Source organism: Rhodothermus profundi (assembly GCF_900142415.1).
Taxonomy (GTDB): Bacteria; Bacteroidota; Rhodothermia; order Rhodothermales; family Rhodothermaceae; genus Rhodothermus; species Rhodothermus profundi.
The window spans coordinates 31,367-47,022 of record NZ_FRAU01000004.1; the positions used below are offsets into that span (position 1 = coordinate 31,367).

16 protein-coding genes and 1 tRNA gene are annotated in these 15,656 nt (G+C 60.1%); 1 reads left to right on the forward strand and 16 read right to left on the reverse strand.

Annotation, left to right across the window (positions count from 1 at the left end):
• Positions 1–18: 18 nt before the first annotated feature.
• The 11 genes from BUA15_RS06670 to BUA15_RS06720 form a co-directional block, all read right to left on the reverse strand.
• Positions 19–414 (reverse strand): DUF3276 family protein, encoded by a 396-nt coding sequence (locus tag BUA15_RS06670; protein ID WP_072715217.1) that lies wholly within the window; start codon positions 412–414, stop codon positions 19–21.
• Between the two features lie 148 nt (positions 415–562).
• A complete protein-coding gene (locus BUA15_RS06675; RefSeq protein WP_245771954.1) occupies positions 563–1,408 on the reverse strand; it encodes a purine-nucleoside phosphorylase in 846 nt (281 codons plus the stop codon).
• Positions 1,405–3,942: a PP2C family protein-serine/threonine phosphatase gene (locus BUA15_RS06680; RefSeq protein ID WP_072715218.1), complete on the reverse strand. Its 2,538-nt coding sequence runs from the start codon at positions 3,940–3,942 to the stop codon at positions 1,405–1,407. The genes BUA15_RS06675 and BUA15_RS06680 overlap by 4 nt, the downstream gene beginning before the upstream one ends.
• Positions 3,939–5,057, reverse strand: coding sequence for an AI-2E family transporter (locus BUA15_RS06685; protein ID WP_072715219.1), 1,119 nt, complete (start codon positions 5,055–5,057; stop codon positions 3,939–3,941). Before BUA15_RS06685 ends, BUA15_RS06680 begins: the two co-directional genes overlap by 4 nt.
• A gap of 3 nt (positions 5,058–5,060) precedes the next feature.
• Complete coding sequence (locus BUA15_RS06690; RefSeq protein WP_072715220.1) at positions 5,061–5,735, reverse strand: regulatory protein RecX; 675 nt, start codon at positions 5,733–5,735, stop codon at positions 5,061–5,063.
• Positions 5,732–6,616: a DUF4249 family protein gene (locus BUA15_RS06695; protein WP_072715221.1), complete on the reverse strand. Its 885-nt coding sequence runs from the start codon at positions 6,614–6,616 to the stop codon at positions 5,732–5,734. The genes BUA15_RS06690 and BUA15_RS06695 overlap by 4 nt, the downstream gene beginning before the upstream one ends.
• Positions 6,613–9,282, reverse strand: a complete 2,670-nt coding sequence (locus BUA15_RS06700) for a TonB-dependent receptor (protein ID WP_072715222.1) — start codon at positions 9,280–9,282, stop codon at positions 6,613–6,615. Before BUA15_RS06700 ends, BUA15_RS06695 begins: the two co-directional genes overlap by 4 nt.
• A gap of 75 nt (positions 9,283–9,357) precedes the next feature.
• Complete coding sequence (locus tag BUA15_RS06705; protein WP_072715223.1) at positions 9,358–10,494, reverse strand: FecR family protein; 1,137 nt, start codon at positions 10,492–10,494, stop codon at positions 9,358–9,360.
• A gap of 94 nt (positions 10,495–10,588) precedes the next feature.
• Positions 10,589–11,134 carry an RNA polymerase sigma factor gene (locus BUA15_RS06710; RefSeq protein ID WP_072715224.1) on the reverse strand — a complete coding sequence of 182 codons (546 nt, stop codon included), beginning with the start codon at positions 11,132–11,134 and terminating at the stop codon, positions 10,589–10,591.
• Between the two features lie 42 nt (positions 11,135–11,176).
• Entirely contained in the window at positions 11,177–11,659 is a 483-nt protein-coding gene (locus tag BUA15_RS06715; RefSeq protein ID WP_072715225.1) for an asparaginase domain-containing protein, read from the reverse strand.
• Positions 11,660–11,713: 54 nt separating this feature from the next.
• Positions 11,714–12,145 (reverse strand): archease, encoded by a 432-nt coding sequence (locus BUA15_RS06720; protein WP_072715462.1) that lies wholly within the window; start codon positions 12,143–12,145, stop codon positions 11,714–11,716.
• Between the two features lie 52 nt (positions 12,146–12,197).
• Here BUA15_RS06720 and BUA15_RS06725 point away from each other — a divergent pair, with 52 nt between their 5' ends.
• A complete protein-coding gene (locus BUA15_RS06725; RefSeq protein WP_072715226.1) occupies positions 12,198–12,857 on the forward strand; it encodes a phosphoribosyltransferase in 660 nt (219 codons plus the stop codon).
• Between the two features lie 54 nt (positions 12,858–12,911).
• Here BUA15_RS06725 and BUA15_RS06730 read toward each other — a convergent pair.
• From BUA15_RS06730 to thiS, 5 genes are all read right to left on the reverse strand, one after another.
• A tRNA-Arg gene (locus tag BUA15_RS06730) sits at positions 12,912–12,988 on the reverse strand.
• Positions 12,989–13,061: 73 nt separating this feature from the next.
• Complete coding sequence (gene thiD, locus BUA15_RS06735) at positions 13,062–13,928, reverse strand: bifunctional hydroxymethylpyrimidine kinase/phosphomethylpyrimidine kinase (RefSeq protein WP_072715227.1); 867 nt, start codon at positions 13,926–13,928, stop codon at positions 13,062–13,064.
• Positions 13,915–14,571 (reverse strand): thiamine phosphate synthase, encoded by a 657-nt coding sequence (locus BUA15_RS06740; RefSeq protein WP_072715228.1) that lies wholly within the window; start codon positions 14,569–14,571, stop codon positions 13,915–13,917. The genes thiD and BUA15_RS06740 overlap by 14 nt, the downstream gene beginning before the upstream one ends.
• 8 nt (positions 14,572–14,579) lie before the next feature.
• A complete protein-coding gene (thiG, locus tag BUA15_RS06745) occupies positions 14,580–15,404 on the reverse strand; it encodes a thiazole synthase (RefSeq protein WP_072715229.1) in 825 nt (274 codons plus the stop codon).
• Positions 15,405–15,423: 19 nt separating this feature from the next.
• Positions 15,424–15,654 (reverse strand): sulfur carrier protein ThiS, encoded by a 231-nt coding sequence (gene thiS / locus BUA15_RS06750; protein ID WP_072715230.1) that lies wholly within the window; start codon positions 15,652–15,654, stop codon positions 15,424–15,426.
• Between the last annotated feature and the right edge of the window lie 2 nt (positions 15,655–15,656).

Genomic DNA, 15,656 nt, shown 5'->3' on the forward strand with positions numbered 1-15,656 from the left:
GCACGCAGGTTTTCTACCTTAACCGGCTTTCTCGTTATCCTGGGAGCGCCGCGGTGCCAGCGGCAGTTCAGGTAAATCTTTGAAGTCGTAATCTGGCAGATATTCCTCGCGAATATGCTGCACCACCTCGTGAATGGCAGCGATGAACTTGCCGAAATCCTCCTTGTACAGGAAGATTTTGTGCTTCTCGTAACGGTGATCGTCGATGCGCTTGCTCTCGGTAATGGTGATAAAGTAATCGTCACCGGAGCGCGTGGGCTTCACGTCAAAAAAGTAGGTACGCTTACCGGCCGGCACCCGCTTGGAATACACCTCTTCACGATAATGCCGGCCCTCCTGCGGCGCACGTTGATCCCGCATGGCGTTGTATTCGTCCGAAGCCGCTCCCTGGTAAGTGTGTTGTTCGTAGCTCATGAACGTCCCTTCGCTGCTTCACAGACATACATACTTCCTCCATTTCGGCCCTTCCCCCTGAGGGAAGAACCGATCGGCCCTAAATATGCAAAGAAATCCTCAAAAACTCAATGCCCTACCTGATTTTTTGTTTAAGCACAGGGCAATTCTAAAATTTCTTTGCAGATTGTTGATACAAGATGCCTCGAATCAATCGTTCCAGTTGATTGCGCACTTGCAGTCCTACCTGCAGTACTTCTTCATGCGTAAGCGGACCTGAATGCAGGCCGGCTGCCATGTTGGTGATTGTAGAGATGCCCAGCACCTTCATGCCAAGCTTGCGGGCCTGAAGCACTTCGGGCACCGTACTCATCCCTACTGCATCGGCTCCCATCCGCCGATACATGCGGATCTCTGCTTTTGTCTCATAGCTCGGACCTAAGGTCCACAGATAAACACCGCGCCGGATGGGTATGCCCAGGCGTAAGGCGACCGCTTCGGCGATTGCAAGCCAGGATAGATCATAGGGTTGGGCCATGTCGGGCGCACCACGCATGTGCAAACACGAGTCATCAAGCTGGCCTACCAGCGGATTGCGAAAAGCAGCATTGATATGATCAGCAATCAGCATGAGCATGCCGGGCCGAAAATGTGGATTTAACCCGCCGGCGGCGTTGGTCACAATGAGAGATCGAGCGCCGAGCGCGTGCACCAGACGAACCGGCAGCGTAACTGTCTGAGGAGGATAGCCCTCATAGCAATGCAACCGGCCCTGTAGCACGACGACCCGGCATCCTTCCAGTCGCCCAAACACCAGTCGACCCGCATGTCCGGATACGGTTGGCGTCGGATATCCCGGAATCTCCTGCACCGGCACCTCAATCGCCGCGCTTACCGATTCAGCCAACGCGCCCAGACCGGATCCCAGAATCAGCGCGACCTCAGGGGTTTCCCGCAGCCGCGGTTTCAGCCAGTCCAGCGCCGCCTGCAGCGATACTTCGGAATGCGCCATCATGGGTTTGCGTTTATCTCCAGCAGGATAGCTGTCAGGTCGTCTGCCAGTTCCCTGGTCTGGGCGAACTGTTGGAGCTGGCTGTGTAAGGAAGCCAGAGCCTGCTCTGGCGTCTGTTGCTGACGGCTGCTCTGAATCAGCCATTGTTGCAGGCGTTCGGTGCCCCAACGCTCTGCAGGAGCGCCGGCTATTTCTGGAAGCCCATCTGTGTATAGCAATATCCGGTCTCCTGGCTCCAGGTGCAGCGTGCAGCCTTCTATGGTTGCCTGAAACCATGAGGTGCTGGCCAGCCCGATCCCCATACCAGGAGGCCGATGGCACTGCACCCGATCTTTCAGGGCCTGATAGTGCAACACCGGTGGATGTCCGGCCCGCGCCATGGTAAACGTGCGAGCCCGGGGATCCAGCACCCCATAAATCATCGTCACGAATACTCCTCGAGGCGCCTGTTCGCGAAAAAGTTGATTCAGGTGGGCAAGAATACGAACTGGATCCCGTACAGAAAGACTGAGCGCCCGCACATGTCCCTTGATAAGGGTCATAAAGAAAGCGGCCTGAATGCCTTTGCCGCTGACATCTCCCACCACAACAGCCAGGCGTCCGTCCGGCAATGCGAACACGTCGTAGTAGTCCCCTCCCACTTCATAGGCTGGCTGGCAGAGCGCTGCCATCGTAACGCCCGGCACCTCTGGCAATGCCCGAGGCAGCAACGACGCCTGCGCCTGCCGTGCGATCTCTAGCTCCCGCTCCAGCCGTTCCTGACGGGCCAGCTCTTTCAAATAGGCAGGAATGTAGCGCGGCAGCTCTTTCTCAGAGCGCTGGCTGCGGAGTCCAACCAACCCGAGGGCAGCGCCGAATCCCAGCACGCCCCAGACCAGCCAGGCATCTCCCATAAACGGTCCTCCCCATCCCATCCACCCGGACGCACTCTGCCACAACAGCCAGGCGGTGACCACTCCTACGCCACAGCAGACAGGTTCGTAGCGCCAGAACGCCCACCCCAGCACTACGCCCCACAACGCATGCAGCCCTAGCTCTAGCGCCATTTGCTCCAACTCGACCGTGCTGACGCTCACCAGCAGGAGCAAAAGCGTCAGCATGCCCACGCTTCGGACAAAATCACGCCAGGGCAGCCACGACCCAACGGCTAATATTACATAGGTCAAGAGCATCCCCAGCCACACAGAAGACCCCAGCCATACGACCGCCTGCCCTCCGGGCCATGGCATGGTCCACGCATTCGCTTCCAGGCGCAACGCAGCCCGAGGCCAGAGCCAGAGCAACACAGCCGTTATCCCCAGCAGCATGCCGCCCAGTGCAATACCGCGCAGCAGGGCTGCTCCAACCACCATGTTTCGGATTTGCCCTCGCCGCAGCAGCGTCAACGCAGCCAGTTTTTCCGGCCAGCGATCCCGGGCCAACGCATCGGACGTGCTGCCTGCCAGAAACACGGTAACCGCACTGAACACGCCCACAATCAAGGCTGAAAACAGCAGAATCATCCCCCGCACCCAGGGGTTGGGGATCTGCATCAGTCCAGGTAACGCAGCCGCCAGCGTAGCCATGGCAAAAGCCAGTCCTCCCACGACTGCATCGCGCAACGGTCCCTGCGTGTCCAGCAGGCGGCGGTGCAATCGCCGTAAAAACACGACGAGCAACCAGATGCCAAGCAGCACATAGGTCAGCACCGTCAGCAGCTCCTGAATCTCATGCACGGTAAACCCCGCGTCGCTTCGCGGCGAGGTGCCTTCGCCAAACGGCACAGCCTCAGGCATCCGTAGTCCCGCCCACTGCACCTCCAGCGACCGCAACTGACCGGTTACCGACACAACAACTTCCACGGTCACGGTATCGCCTGTAGGCGCCTGCCCCCGGAATCGTACCAGGGCCTGGCGGGATGGTCCTGCTGTTGCTAGCAATCCAACCGAGTCAGGCTGCAGCGCCAGCGCAGCCCCTATCGTATGGTGCAGGTGATAGCGGGCCAGCGCGACAGCCGCTGCCGGTCCGGGCTGCGCTGGCATCTCAGACGAGGATGTATCAGACCAACCTGCCTCCTTGAAAGCCGACGGATCAAACGCCGTGGCTTCAATACCGGCTGCGGAGAGGGCATCCGGGTCTGCTCCTGAAGCTTCCTCGGGCCCTCGGAATGCCCAGATCGTTCCATCTCCGGCCAGCACGACCTGCCAGGACTGGCCGTCTGCTTCATGAGCTGGACGATATACCACCCACCGGTAAGCGGGCAGCCAGGGCATGGCATTGAGCTGCTGCACCAGTGCTGGCCGTCCCCATCGCTCCTGCCAGCGGTGCAACAGATCGGTTGCGCGTCGAAGCGTTGCCACCGCTTGTGTTGTGTCGGCCCGATATCCTCGGCGTTGCAGAAATTGAATCGCCTGGTGCCGGGCGTCCTCGGCCGACAGTACGCGCCCGAGGACGCTGTCGGGATGCTGGCGCGGCAGCAGCCACACCCCCAGCACCAGCCCGATCAGCCCGGCCAGCGCCAGCCTCCAATCTGCTTTCTCCAGGCCCTGCTGCGTCATCGGGCTGATGCGTTTAGAATGCGATAGTTACGTACGCTCCACCGGATTTGCTCTGCCGTCACGCGCAGGATGGTCAGAAGCGGAATAGCCAGGAGCATACCAATAATGCCAGCGAGTTGCGCCCCTACCAGCACCGCAAACAGGATAATCAGAGGGTGGGCCCGCGCAGCCCGCGAGAAAATCAGTGGCTGAAACAACACGTTGTCTGCAATCTGCGTCAGCCCCATGGCCACAAGTATTTCGGGTACCAGAGAAAAATCGCCGGTCTGGGCAATGCCTACCAGGGTGCCGGCTAAAAAGCCCATGAGGGGTCCAAAATAGGGAATGGTGTTGGCAATGCCCGTGAAAAGCCCAACCGCTACTGCAAACCGCAGTCCGACTAGCGAAAGCAACACACTGGCCAGTGTCGCTACAGAAAGACTCTGCAAGAGCAACGCCCGAAAGTAACGGCCTACATTGGCACCCAGCTTATCCAGCACGGCCAGGGTCAACTCAAAGTAGCGGTTCGGGACAAGCCTGAGCAGAGAGCGCCGCAGCCGCGTGCCATCCTTAAGCGCAAAGAACGTCACAAAAGGAATGACAAGCACGGCATAGAACAGATTGGTAAACAGATCAAGCACAGAACCGATGGTGCTGGCTAATTGGCGCTCGCGAATCAGGGTTTCAAAGCCCTGCTGCAATGCATTCATCAACGTGCCCGGCTGTATGGGGAAAAAGCGCGCCAACCACTGCTCAAACTGCGTAATCGCTCCCTGCAGCGAGGCCAGCGAGATGAGCTGCGAAAGCTCAGCAAGCTGACGAGCCAGAAAAGGTACCAGCGACGTGAACGCCAGACTGAGAAGGCCCGTCACCAGCAGGAGCGTCAACAAAATGGCAGGTACCCGCCCCAGCCCCACCCGCTGCAATAGGTCCACAATGGGACGCAATAAATAAGCCAGTACCAATCCGACCGTTAGATAGACAATCAGATTGGTAAAGTAACTGACCATCCAGACCGCTACCCCCAGCAATACCAGCCCCATTACCAGCCGTCCCAGCCAGTGACGCGTCAGATATTGCCAGGCCGAGACAGGAGCTGCCTGCTCAATCGGAGCATCTGATTCTCCCTGGTGCATGGCTCAGTTCAGCTCGCGTAGCAGCATATAAGCAATTTCGGACGAAAATCCTCTTCGAAGCAAAAAAGCAACGAGCTTTTGCTGACGCTTCTTTCGGTCGGGCTCTTGCCGGCGCAGCAGTTGCCATCGGCGTTGCGCCAGCGGACGAGCCACTTCCAGGGGACTGGTCCTGGCCAGCACGGACGCCAGCGCGGTTTCCACCACGGCGGACGGCACGCCGCGGCGATACAGCTCGTGCCGGAGCCAGCGGGGGCCGTACCCCTTCCCGGCCAGCCGTTCTTCTACATAAGCCTGGGCATAGCGCAGATCGTCCAGATAGCGCTGCGCTTTCAGTTCGGCTATTACCTGCTCGACGATCTCCTCTGAAAAGCCTGCTCGTTCCAACCGTCGGCGCACTTCCTGAACGGTTCGCTGCCGACGTTCCAGGTAGCGGAGCGCTATACTCCGGGCCTGCCGCGCCAGCTCGGACTGGTAAATCGCCCGCTGCACCGTAACCGGTAGTACCTGCCCTTCGCACACAGCATGATGGTGCAGCACGTCGCGATGCACCCCCATCCAGAACATTCCGTCAAGAAAGATAGATATGCGCTCCGGATTGTGCGCTTGCGCTTGCAGGCGGGTCACAACGCCCTCTCGAAAAACCGGGGGGTCTGCTGGTTGTAAGGCATGCGTGCTCATGGGGCCACCGTCAATCGAAGCGAGTCCAGTGCAATTCCTGCTACAATCCCCAGCCCTCCTACTACGTTGGAAACGGGCTCTCTACGTTCCGGAGATTCGCGGGTGGCTGCAAATCGGGCGTAGGCCTGCCCGCTCCGCAGCAGCGCTACCCGCAACGTGTGCGCTGGCAAAGGCGCCTGCGCCGAATCGACCGGCACAGCATAGACACCAGTCCAGCGCCGGCGTCCATCGGGCTCCCGAGCACTCTGCTGCTCCAACAGCACCTGTTCAGTTCGCAGAAATAAATCCACCACGACGGACGAAAAAGGTACGGCCGGCTGCAGGTGAGGCCGAACCCAGTAGCTGCTGTCTGGCGCGTCAGGCGCGTGCCACCAGAGCGTTACCTCGACGGGATACAGATAGCCCTTACGGGCACCGATAGCCAGCGAGTCGTTTAAGACCAGCGAATCAAGTAATACAGCAGGCACCGGTACGTCAGGAAAGGATACCTGCACGCTGTCGATCTGGATTGGCGGAGGAAGGGCATCGCGCGCATAGATCCGCAGGCCGCGCCACTGGATCTCCAGAACAAAGGACATCTGCGGCGGCAAAATTAAATCCAGGCGTTCGGGCCGGTAATAGCCAGGCGCTGCAGGATCAGGACGGTACGAGATATACAACGTATCGAGCGCCAGGGTTACCCGGGCATCTGTTACGGCCTGAGCTCCGTCGGGATCGTAGGGGCCTGTCAACGGACCGGTCTGGCGCAGCCGAATGGCCGGGGGAGGGGCTCCTGTCTCCAGAAAAGCTTCTACGACCAGCACCGGCTCGGCGCCTGGCACTACCGTATCACAGCCTACTGCCCATCCTATTAGGAGAAGCAACCCGATTCGTCCCTTCATAACTCCATCTGAAGTTCCAGCAGTGGAAGCAGCGGGAGGCCCCGTCGGTCGATAACGCGCACGCCTGTGGGCGTTGGTTCATAGCGTCGGTCAATTACATTGCGGTGGTTAAACAGATTGTACACGTACAACTCCACCTCCCAACGCGCGCCCAGCCATCCAAAGCGGTACGCTACCCGCGCATCGACGCGCCAGTAGGGGGGCAACCGCCCATTGTTAATGTCCGGGCGATAGAGATAGCTGATGGGGTCTGGCTCGAGCGGGTCGCTCAGCTCATAGCGGGCTACCGGTACGGTGGTCGGATAGCCGCTGCGCAGCTCGCCAGCCAGCATTACTTCCCAGCGAGAGCGCGTGTAGCGTATGAAGGCGTTCAGGGCTTTGGGCACGTCGAAACGGGCGGGTCGATCGCGCTGCTCACCCAGCGCTGGCGCGCGGTTCAGCGAGCGCCCGCCGCGATAGCTTACCCAGAGCTGCCAGGGATCACGATCGATCCGTACCAACGCTTCAATGCCAAAGGCACGAGCTTGCGCGGGCGTGTACTGCCCGAGCAATACGCCAGTCTCAATCCCGGGGCCTTCCAGGCCATCTTTGGTCTGATACACATCCTGAGGCAAGAGCGTATAGCGCTGTCGTCGGTAGTAAAGCTGCGTGCGCAGCGTCAGCCAGGGATGCGGTCGGGCTTCCAGTTCGGTTGCTCCCTGCCAGGCAACAGCCGGTCGCACGCCAGCTCCGGCCGGTATCCAGCGCGTTGAGACCACATCATACACGTAGGAAAACCGATCCCGCAACTGGTGTAGATACTGCACGTAGCGTCCAATGCTTATGCGCAGCACCACCTGATCGGGACTCAGACTGTACCGCATCGACAGCCGGGGCTCCCATTCTACCGCTAACGCCTCAAATCGGCTGAGCCGCAAGCCCACCTGTCCTTCCCAGCGCGTTGTAGGACGCCACACGTGCTGCGCGTACAGCGTTGCCTCCAGGGCCTGCTGCCGACTCCGCTGCACCAGGGTATCGACGGCGCGGGGCGCTCGTTGCACCCGCGCGTTCAGGGTGCTGCGAAATGTGCGGCGCACCAGTTGCACGCCCAGTTGGGTCTCATGGGTTAGCGTCGCATAATGGTTGGCTTCTACTCGAACGCCTACATCTTCCAGATGCACGGTGTAACGCGAGGCTACAGCTGCACTTCCGGTAGGCTTTACGAAAAAGGCTTCGCGTGCGCGATAACCGGACAGATAAGCCACTGTGCTTACAAAAAAACGCCGTGTGGGTAGATACTGGTAGCGAAAGCTGATCAGTCGATTCCCCCAGCGTTGATCCACCTCAAAAAACAGATCGGCCGGTCGCAGCCACGACGAAAAATCCAGGGAGAAATCAAAGGGCAGGCGCAGGTCCAGGTCGTCTCCTCCCTCATAGTAGCTGAGCGAAAGCCGGTGGCGCACGCCAGGACGATAGGCCAGCTTGGCGCTGACATCATAGAAATAGTAGCCGGTGCGCAGCGTATCGCGCCGGCCATTTTCATCCTCAACGGGATGCTCGCGTCCGATGAGTTGATCCAGATAAGAGCGTCGCCCGGCCATCATAAACGAGCTGCCCTGCGTGATCGGGCTTTCGATGATAAAGCGGGCGCTGAGCGGACTAAGTCCCAGCAACGTCCGAGGCTGTTCCCGGTTACCATCCCGCATTTCGGCTTCCAGCACAGCACTTAGCCGTCCCCCATGGCTGGCCGGGAAAGCCCCCTGGTACAAACGGATGCCCTTGAAGGTCTCGGTCTGGAAGGTCGAGATCAGACTGAACGCATGCCAGGGATGGTAGATCGGTGCCCCATCCAACAGGTAGAGATTCTGATCCGGCGTCCCTCCCTGAACCAGCAGCCCCCCGCTGACTTCACCCGAACGCTGCACGCCTGGCAGCCACTGCAACACCTGAAAAAGATCCTGTTCTCCGGGAAATGACGGTAAGCGTTCCAGGTAGGGAACGGGCAACGTGAACGTTCCGGTTGTCGCGGCTTGCTCTTCCAACGGCAACCGGCTGGCATCAATGCGCACCACCCCGATGCCCAGCGTAACCGGCTGAAGCCACAGCGTCTGCGGCTCTCCTCCAGCCCAGAGTATGGTGTCGAGAGCGGCATATCCCAGGTAAGAGACGCGCACGCGATAAAACGCGCGGGCAAGGGTTGGCAGCGCAAAATAGCCCGCCGCATTGGTGATAGCGCCTCGCCGCAGATCCGGCAGATATACATGCGCACCGGGCAGCACCTCCCCTGTCTGGGCATCCAGCACAAAGCCTGAGAGCAACCCTGTTGCCGGTCCCCAGCTTCGCCGAGATGCCCGTGTTGCCACCAGCACATACTGTCCTGCGCGGATGCGTCGCGCCCGAAGACTTGTGCCCTGCAGCAGGCAGGCCAGCGCTTCCTCTATTCGGTCACCCTGATACCGGCAAGAGCTGCGTTGATGCGCAATCAGCCGCTGGGCATAAACCAGCCGGATGCCTGTTTGCGCCTCCAGTTGCCGAAGCGCTTCAGCCAACGGGACGTTCTGCACGTCAATTGTTACCAGAGCGCTCTGGGCACGGGCGGGCAGTCCAATGCCTACCGTGAGCAGCAACCCCAGCAGGCCGCACTTCTGCCACCGTGAAAGGCGCTGTTTCCAAGCCCGTAGGGACATGCGCAGAACCTTGACGGCGTCGTGGGGGAACGCGCCTATCTTACGCCCGGAGCGCCCGAGAGTTGTCTTTGTGCCTCACCTGAGCGGAAGCAGACGATATCCTTCTGGCATCTGTTCCAGACGAGCCCCCAGCGTAGCCGCCAACGCCTGCAGGATCTCTGGCAGCGGTTGATCTTGCGTAAACGTTCCGACAATCGGTTCAGCCGCCAGGGAGGGGTCTACATGGATCGTAACTCCGTAGAGCCCTGAGAGATAAGAGGCGATTTCTCGCATCGACATGCCATCGAAGATGTGCAGGCCGGTCCATAGCAATGCTTTGGAGACCTGAACCGTCGTCGGTGGTTCTGGAGCCTGCCCGGCTATCACGCGACTACGCTGTCCCGGCGTCAGGATCACGGGCGCTTCGGTGCGCCCCCGTCCCCTTAGCGCTACCCGCCCCTCTACCAGCACTACTTCCGTTTGCCCGGCTGCACTGCGCACGCCAAACCGCGTGCCCAGCACTGTTACGACAGCCTCTGGCGTCTCCACTACAAAGGGTTGATTCCCAGGTTGCACCTCTAGAAACGCCTGCCCCTCAAGCTGCAATCGTCGATCAAAGCGTTCAGCATAGCGCAATACTGCCGGCCCTACCAGCCGAACCGAAGAGCCATCGGCGAGCGTGCGCACCGCAACAGCCCCTTCTGCTACTGTCCACACGACCCGTTTCGCTGTCTGGTGCCACCAGAGCACCCCGATCAGGGCCAACACGACACTACTCAACGCCACCCGCACCACCCAGCGATAGGCTAGCCGGCGCTGTGCCAGCCGCGGCCGCCGTTCAGAAGCTGGACGTAATGGCTGCTTGCCTGCGAAGTGTCCGGCCCAGGCCTCTTCAAAGTCTGCGCAGGCAGATGCAATGTCTTCTACGATGATCTCCAGGCCGGAGAGCAGCTTCAGCGCCTGCTCCAGGGCAGGCCGCGCTGCTTCAAGCTCTGCCCGTTCTTCTGGCGTCAGCAGCGCCTCCCGTCCACTACGTGCCAGTGCGTAGAGCACCAGTAACCGCCGATCCGGCACAGCCTTCTCCAGCCGCTCCCGCAGGTGTACCTGCAACGCCTCCCAGCACCCCAGCGCCCGCGCCAGCGTTGGCTCCTGCGCCAGCAGCGCCTGGAGCGCTTCTCGCTCCGATGGCGTTAGCGCTTCCCAGAAAGGCAGCGATGCAAAATCGGCGGTCATGTCCGTTGCCACTAACCGTCTAAAAACCTCGGGTATCCTTCTATACAGCCGCTCCGCGCGTTTTGCAGGTAACAACGATTAGCCTTTCTTTTTTTTAAAACATCCACCACCCGCCCGTCAATAGCAGTCGGCGCATTTTTTCAAAGGCGCGCTTGACCTGCATCTTGACCGCTGCCTCGGTGGTGCCCAGCAGACGGGCAATTTCTTGATAGCGATAGCCGTAGGCCCGCAGCTCTAAGATGCGGCGTGCGTGGGGCGTAAGCACTTGCAGCGCCTGCTCCAGATCCAATCGTGGATCGTCGCCTCCTGCTTCGTGCCCAACGGAGGGAGGCTGCTCTGGATCGTATAACTGCTCTCGCCCGTGATACCGCCCTCGGTAGAAGTCTTGCAACTCAAAGAGGGCAGCCTTCATGGCAAACGCCTTGAGTCGGGCATTGTCTTTTAGATCGGTCAATCCGGTATGCACCCGGAGTAACGTGTTCTGAACCAGATCATCAATCTCCGGAACATCCCCCAGTCGTTTCAGAAAGAAAGCCCGCAGCACCGGCTCTAGTCGGCGCAACAGCAGGTTCTGGGCCTCGGCTTCGCCCTGCCGGGCCCGGGCTACCAGTTGCGTAGAAATGTCCGGCGCACGGGCCATTGCACTGCCTCCTGAGCGTTGCCGTCTGAGGGCCCGCGCCCGTCAGATCGGCTCAAAGCGGTTTGCCTCTCGATTCTTCCGGACCCGATCTGGATGAAAGATACGGCCGTTCATCGCAATGTACACGCCCGGGGGTAGCGTCTGCACCGCCGCCAGCGCAAATCCTATGTTAAACGCTGCATCGCTACTCTTAAAGCGAGCCGGACTGAGCGACCCGACCAGCACAATCGTTTTTCCTGGAATGCCCTGTAGCGCCTTTGCCGTCTCGATCATGGTGTCGGTGCCATGCGTAATGAGAATGCGTGGACATGACGCTTGCTGCACCTTTTCTGCAATAACCGCTCGGTCCGCTTCGGTCAGCTCCAGACTATCCTTGCGGAAGAGCGTCTCCAGTTCCCAGTTGATGGTAACATTTGCCTCCCGAAGTATATCCACAATCTGCGGATCCCCTACCTCGTAGGTACTCTTTGCATCAAAGTATACCTTGTCGATGGTACCGCCGGTGGTAAAAATCTTTACGTCCATAGGTCCCGTGCGCTGCTGTCTGCGCCGAAATTTGCAGGCATCTCTCAGGTTCCTCTAAAGATCGAAGATGATGCGGGCATACCACTGCCCGTCCTGGCGCCTGAGCGTCAGGCCGTGGTACGTGATCGCTTTGACCTCGGTGTAGATGGTATGGCGCGCCGGATCAATTGGCTCACCCCAGGCCTGTGCGTGCAGACGCTGCTCATCGAACCGCTGAACCTCAAACCGCGAAAAAACCCATCGTCGGGTGATGTGGTAGTAGTTTAGCTCCGACAGCCAGCGTACCAACAGAGCCTGTACATCAGACGCTTCCAGGTTGAAGGATACTTCTTGTTGGGGGGTTACCGTCTCCGGATCCGTAAGAATAGCAAAAAGCCCCCAGGCAGCCCGCTCGAAAAGCTCAGGCAGCGACTGTGCCCAGACTTCAATGCCGGTATCGGCTGTGTGATCAAGCTCGCGGAACCACGATGGCCTGCTTTGTTCCATAGTCAGATCGTTGTACATTGCCTGCTGAAGCTGCCGCTTTCATACGCCGGTTATGACGGCATTTGTTCGCTTTCGCGACCGGCGCGACGCCGGCCGCCAACTGGCCCACCTGCTGAAGCCTTACCGGGTCGAACGCCCGCTGGTGCTGGGCTTGCCCCGCGGTGGCGTCGTGGTTGCCTACGAGATCGCTCGCGCGCTAGAGGCGCCCCTTGACGTAATCGTAGCCCGCAAAATCGGCGCCCCTCAGCAACCCGAACTGGCCATTGGGGCTGTAGCCCCCGGAGGCGTGGTGTTCTTTTACCCGTACGCCCTGCGCGCCCTGGGCATCTCGCCCGAACTTGCCCGGCAGCTAGCCAAACGCGAGCAGCAAGAGCTGGAACGACGCATTCGCCGCTACCGCGGCGACCAACCGATGCCCGACGTGCAAGGACGCACGGTCATCGTTGTGGACGATGGCCTGGCCACAGGCGCCACAGCCCTGGCAGCCGTCCGAGCGCTTCGCCAGCAGCAACCCCGACGCATTGTACTGGCAGCCGGCGTATGTGCCCCTGAGACGGCCGAAACCCTGGAACCCGAAGTAGATGATCTGGTGTGCGTCGCGATGCCAGACGACTTTGTGGCCGTCGGCCAGTGGTACGACGATTTCCGTCCCGTCAGCGACGAAGAAGTGATCGCCCTGCTTGAAGCCGCACGTCGCCAGCCCCCCAGATAGCGCAGCCTCCTTCATTACGAAAAAGCCCGCCTCTTGGGAAAGAGGCGGGCTCGCTGGTGTGCCCGGGAGGATTCGAACCCCCGACCTTCTGATCCGTAGTCAGACGCTCTATCCAGCTGAGCTACGGGCACACATTGTCTGGGTCGGTCAAATTACAGGAAAATGATCAGGTGATCAAGCACCGACCCATGAAAAGTCGCCTCCTTATACGCGATCGGATGCGGCCGGTTCTGCTTCTCCTACAGGGAAGCCGTTGAAGTCTTTCAGAAAATAAAAATGATGGGTGGGGCCATGACCGTGGCCAATCGGCAATGCGTATCGGATGGCTTCGGTTACGTAGCGTTTGGCGCGGCGCACGGATTCCGAGAGGGAAAAGCCTCGGGCCAGATTGGCCGCAATGGCCGAAGCATAGGTGCAGCCGGTTCCATGTGTATGCGGGGTATCGATCCGGGGTGCGCGGAATTCTTCAAAGCGCTTTCCGTCGTAGAGCACATCGACTGCTTCTGCCTCACGGCTCAGGTGCCCTCCTTTCACCAGCACCGCCTGGGGTCCCATGGCTTTTATTCGACGAGCCGCCTCATACAGATCTTCGACCGTCTCTATGGGGAGCCCGGTCAGGTGCGCGGCTTCATGGGCATTGGGGGTCACCAGGGTAGCGAGCGGTAGCAGTTGCTCCCGCAGGGTAGCGATAGCATCAGGTTTTAGGAGGGGATACCCGCTTTTGGAAATCATCACCGGATCCACTACGAGCGGCTGCATCCGCCACTGCCTGACTTTGCGGGCCACCAGTTCAATAATGGTCGCAGACGACAGCATGCCTGTTTTGGTAGCCGCCACAGGGAGATCTTCCCAGACGGCATCAATCTGCGCTTCAATCAGCTCCAGCGGTAACTCGAAAGCAGCGGTAACGGCCTGCGTGTTTTGCGCGGTTACGGCCGTAATCACTGAAGCGGCAAAGACGCCGTTGGCCTGCATGGCTTTGATGTCGGCCTGAATGCCGGCTCCTCCGCCCGAATCGCTTCCGGCGATGGTCAAGGCTACGGGCGGTATGCGATGTTCACGCTGCGTCATGGCTGTTGCGTTGTGGTTGCTCCTGAAGAGACAGGCTGTGTAAGAACTGCTGAACCGTCCGTTCCGGATCCGAGGCCTCCAGGATAGCCGACACGACAGCTACGCCATAGGCCCCCTGGTTCAAGCAGGCTGGTACGCGCCCGGGCGTTATGCCGCCCAGCGCCAGGACAGGAATCGTAACCGTCTGGCAGACAGCCGCCAGTGCCGCCAGACCGGCAGCCGGCACTGCTGGTTTGCTGATGGGCGCAAAGACCGGGCTAAAGAGCACATAGTCGGCGCCCTGCATAGCCGCCTGTTGGGCTGCTGCGGGATTGTGCGCCGAATAGCCCAGCAGCGCGTCCGGTCCGAGCTGTTGCCGCGCCTCGGCTACGCCTGGTCCACGCCAGCCCACATGCAACCCGAGGCCCAGCCGCCGGGCTACCTCCAGGTGCGTATTAATTGAAAGCAGCAGGGCAGGATTTTCCGCCTGCAGGACGGGGACCAGCGCTTCAGCGGCGCGAGCAAATGTGCCGGCATCGACCTCGTGATCTCGAAGCTGTACCCAGGGAACGCCGGCGGCTACAGCACGACGCGCGACATCAGCCCGGCGCGGATCGGTAAAGCGATCCGCAATTAGCAACAGACGAGGAAGTGGCGGTTTCATTACCTGCTTCAGTGCCCCACCCGTCCTTCCATTGGCGAAGACGGCCGCGCATAGAAACGACGCGGCATGCGGCCTGCCTTGAACGCCAGCCGACCTGCCTCTACGGCGTGGCGCACTGCACGCGCCATTAAAACCGGGTGCTCTGCCTGCGAAATGGCCGAGTTGACCAGAACGCCGTCGTAGCCCAGTTCCATGGCCATGGCCGCATCGCTGGCCGTTCCAATGCCCGCATCCACAATGAGCGGCACTTCGTCGATCATCTCCCGAATCAAGTGGAGGTTGTAGGGATTGACCAGGCCCATGCCGCTACCAATCGGCGAAGCCAGCGGCATAACTGCTGCGCATCCCAGATCGGCCAATTTGCGACAGGTGATGGGGTCGTCATTCGCGTAGGCCAAAACCACAAAGCCGTCGTTAATCAGCTCTCGAGCAGCTTTGAGCAGTTGCTCTACGTCGGGCAGCAGCGTCTCATCGTCCCCAATGACCTCCAGCTTGATCAGGTTGGTCTCCAGCGCCTCACGGGCCAGTTGGGCTACCAGAACCGCTTCGCGGGCGGTGTAGCAGCCTGCCGTGTTCGGCAAGATCTGATAGCCATGCCGCTCCAGCAGGGCCAGCAGGCTTTCTTCGGAACGGTCTCGCAGATTGATGCGCCGGATCGCTACCGTCACCAGCTCCGCACCGGCTGCTTCCAGCGCATCCAGCATGGTCTGCACGTTTGGATAGCCACTCGACCCCATGAGCAGGCGCGTGTGCAGTTCTAAGGGACCGATGCGCAGGGGCGCATCTTCCACCTCAACCTGCCACTGGCTGGTATCAATTCCGTGCCCTTTCATGGCCGTTTGTTTACCACGGTTATCCTCCCTGTCGGGCCGTTACCACCTCCACCCGATCGCCCGGTTGCAGGCGCACCTCAGCCCACTGCGTGCGACGCACAACTTCCTCGTTTACGGCAACGGCTATCCCCCGCGCCGCCTCGGGATCGATGTCCAACTGGCGTAGCAATTCGGCGACCGTGGTGCCTACCGGTACTTCGTAGGGTTCCCCGTTCAGCACAATGGCCAGCGTCTGGGTTGTTTCGGCCATAG

What these genes read in the sequence shown, in the direction of transcription:
- BUA15_RS06670 (WP_072715217.1), bottom strand. Translation starts at nt 414, where the DNA reads ATGAGCTACGAACAACACACTTACCAGGGAGCGGCTTCGGACGAATAC.
- BUA15_RS06675 (WP_245771954.1), bottom strand. Translation starts at nt 1,408, where the DNA reads ATGATGGCGCATTCCGAAGTATCGCTGCAGGCGGCGCTGGACTGGCTG.
- BUA15_RS06680 (WP_072715218.1), bottom strand. Translation starts at nt 3,942, where the DNA reads ATGACGCAGCAGGGCCTGGAGAAAGCAGATTGGAGGCTGGCGCTGGCC.
- BUA15_RS06685 (WP_072715219.1), bottom strand. Translation starts at nt 5,057, where the DNA reads ATGCACCAGGGAGAATCAGATGCTCCGATTGAGCAGGCAGCTCCTGTC.
- BUA15_RS06690 (WP_072715220.1), bottom strand. Translation starts at nt 5,735, where the DNA reads ATGAGCACGCATGCCTTACAACCAGCAGACCCCCCGGTTTTTCGAGAG.
- BUA15_RS06695 (WP_072715221.1), bottom strand. Translation starts at nt 6,616, where the DNA reads ATGAAGGGACGAATCGGGTTGCTTCTCCTAATAGGATGGGCAGTAGGC.
- BUA15_RS06700 (WP_072715222.1), bottom strand. Translation starts at nt 9,282, where the DNA reads ATGTCCCTACGGGCTTGGAAACAGCGCCTTTCACGGTGGCAGAAGTGC.
- BUA15_RS06705 (WP_072715223.1), bottom strand. Translation starts at nt 10,494, where the DNA reads ATGACCGCCGATTTTGCATCGCTGCCTTTCTGGGAAGCGCTAACGCCA.
- BUA15_RS06710 (WP_072715224.1), bottom strand. Translation starts at nt 11,134, where the DNA reads ATGGCCCGTGCGCCGGACATTTCTACGCAACTGGTAGCCCGGGCCCGG.
- BUA15_RS06715 (WP_072715225.1), bottom strand. Translation starts at nt 11,659, where the DNA reads ATGGACGTAAAGATTTTTACCACCGGCGGTACCATCGACAAGGTATAC.
- BUA15_RS06720 (WP_072715462.1), bottom strand. Translation starts at nt 12,145, where the DNA reads ATGGAACAAAGCAGGCCATCGTGGTTCCGCGAGCTTGATCACACAGCC.
- BUA15_RS06725 (WP_072715226.1), top strand. Translation starts at nt 12,198, where the DNA reads ATGACGGCATTTGTTCGCTTTCGCGACCGGCGCGACGCCGGCCGCCAA.
- thiD (WP_072715227.1), bottom strand. Translation starts at nt 13,928, where the DNA reads ATGACGCAGCGTGAACATCGCATACCGCCCGTAGCCTTGACCATCGCC.
- BUA15_RS06740 (WP_072715228.1), bottom strand. Translation starts at nt 14,571, where the DNA reads ATGAAACCGCCACTTCCTCGTCTGTTGCTAATTGCGGATCGCTTTACC.
- thiG (WP_072715229.1), bottom strand. Translation starts at nt 15,404, where the DNA reads ATGAAAGGGCACGGAATTGATACCAGCCAGTGGCAGGTTGAGGTGGAA.
- thiS (WP_072715230.1), bottom strand. Translation starts at nt 15,654, where the DNA reads ATGGCCGAAACAACCCAGACGCTGGCCATTGTGCTGAACGGGGAACCC.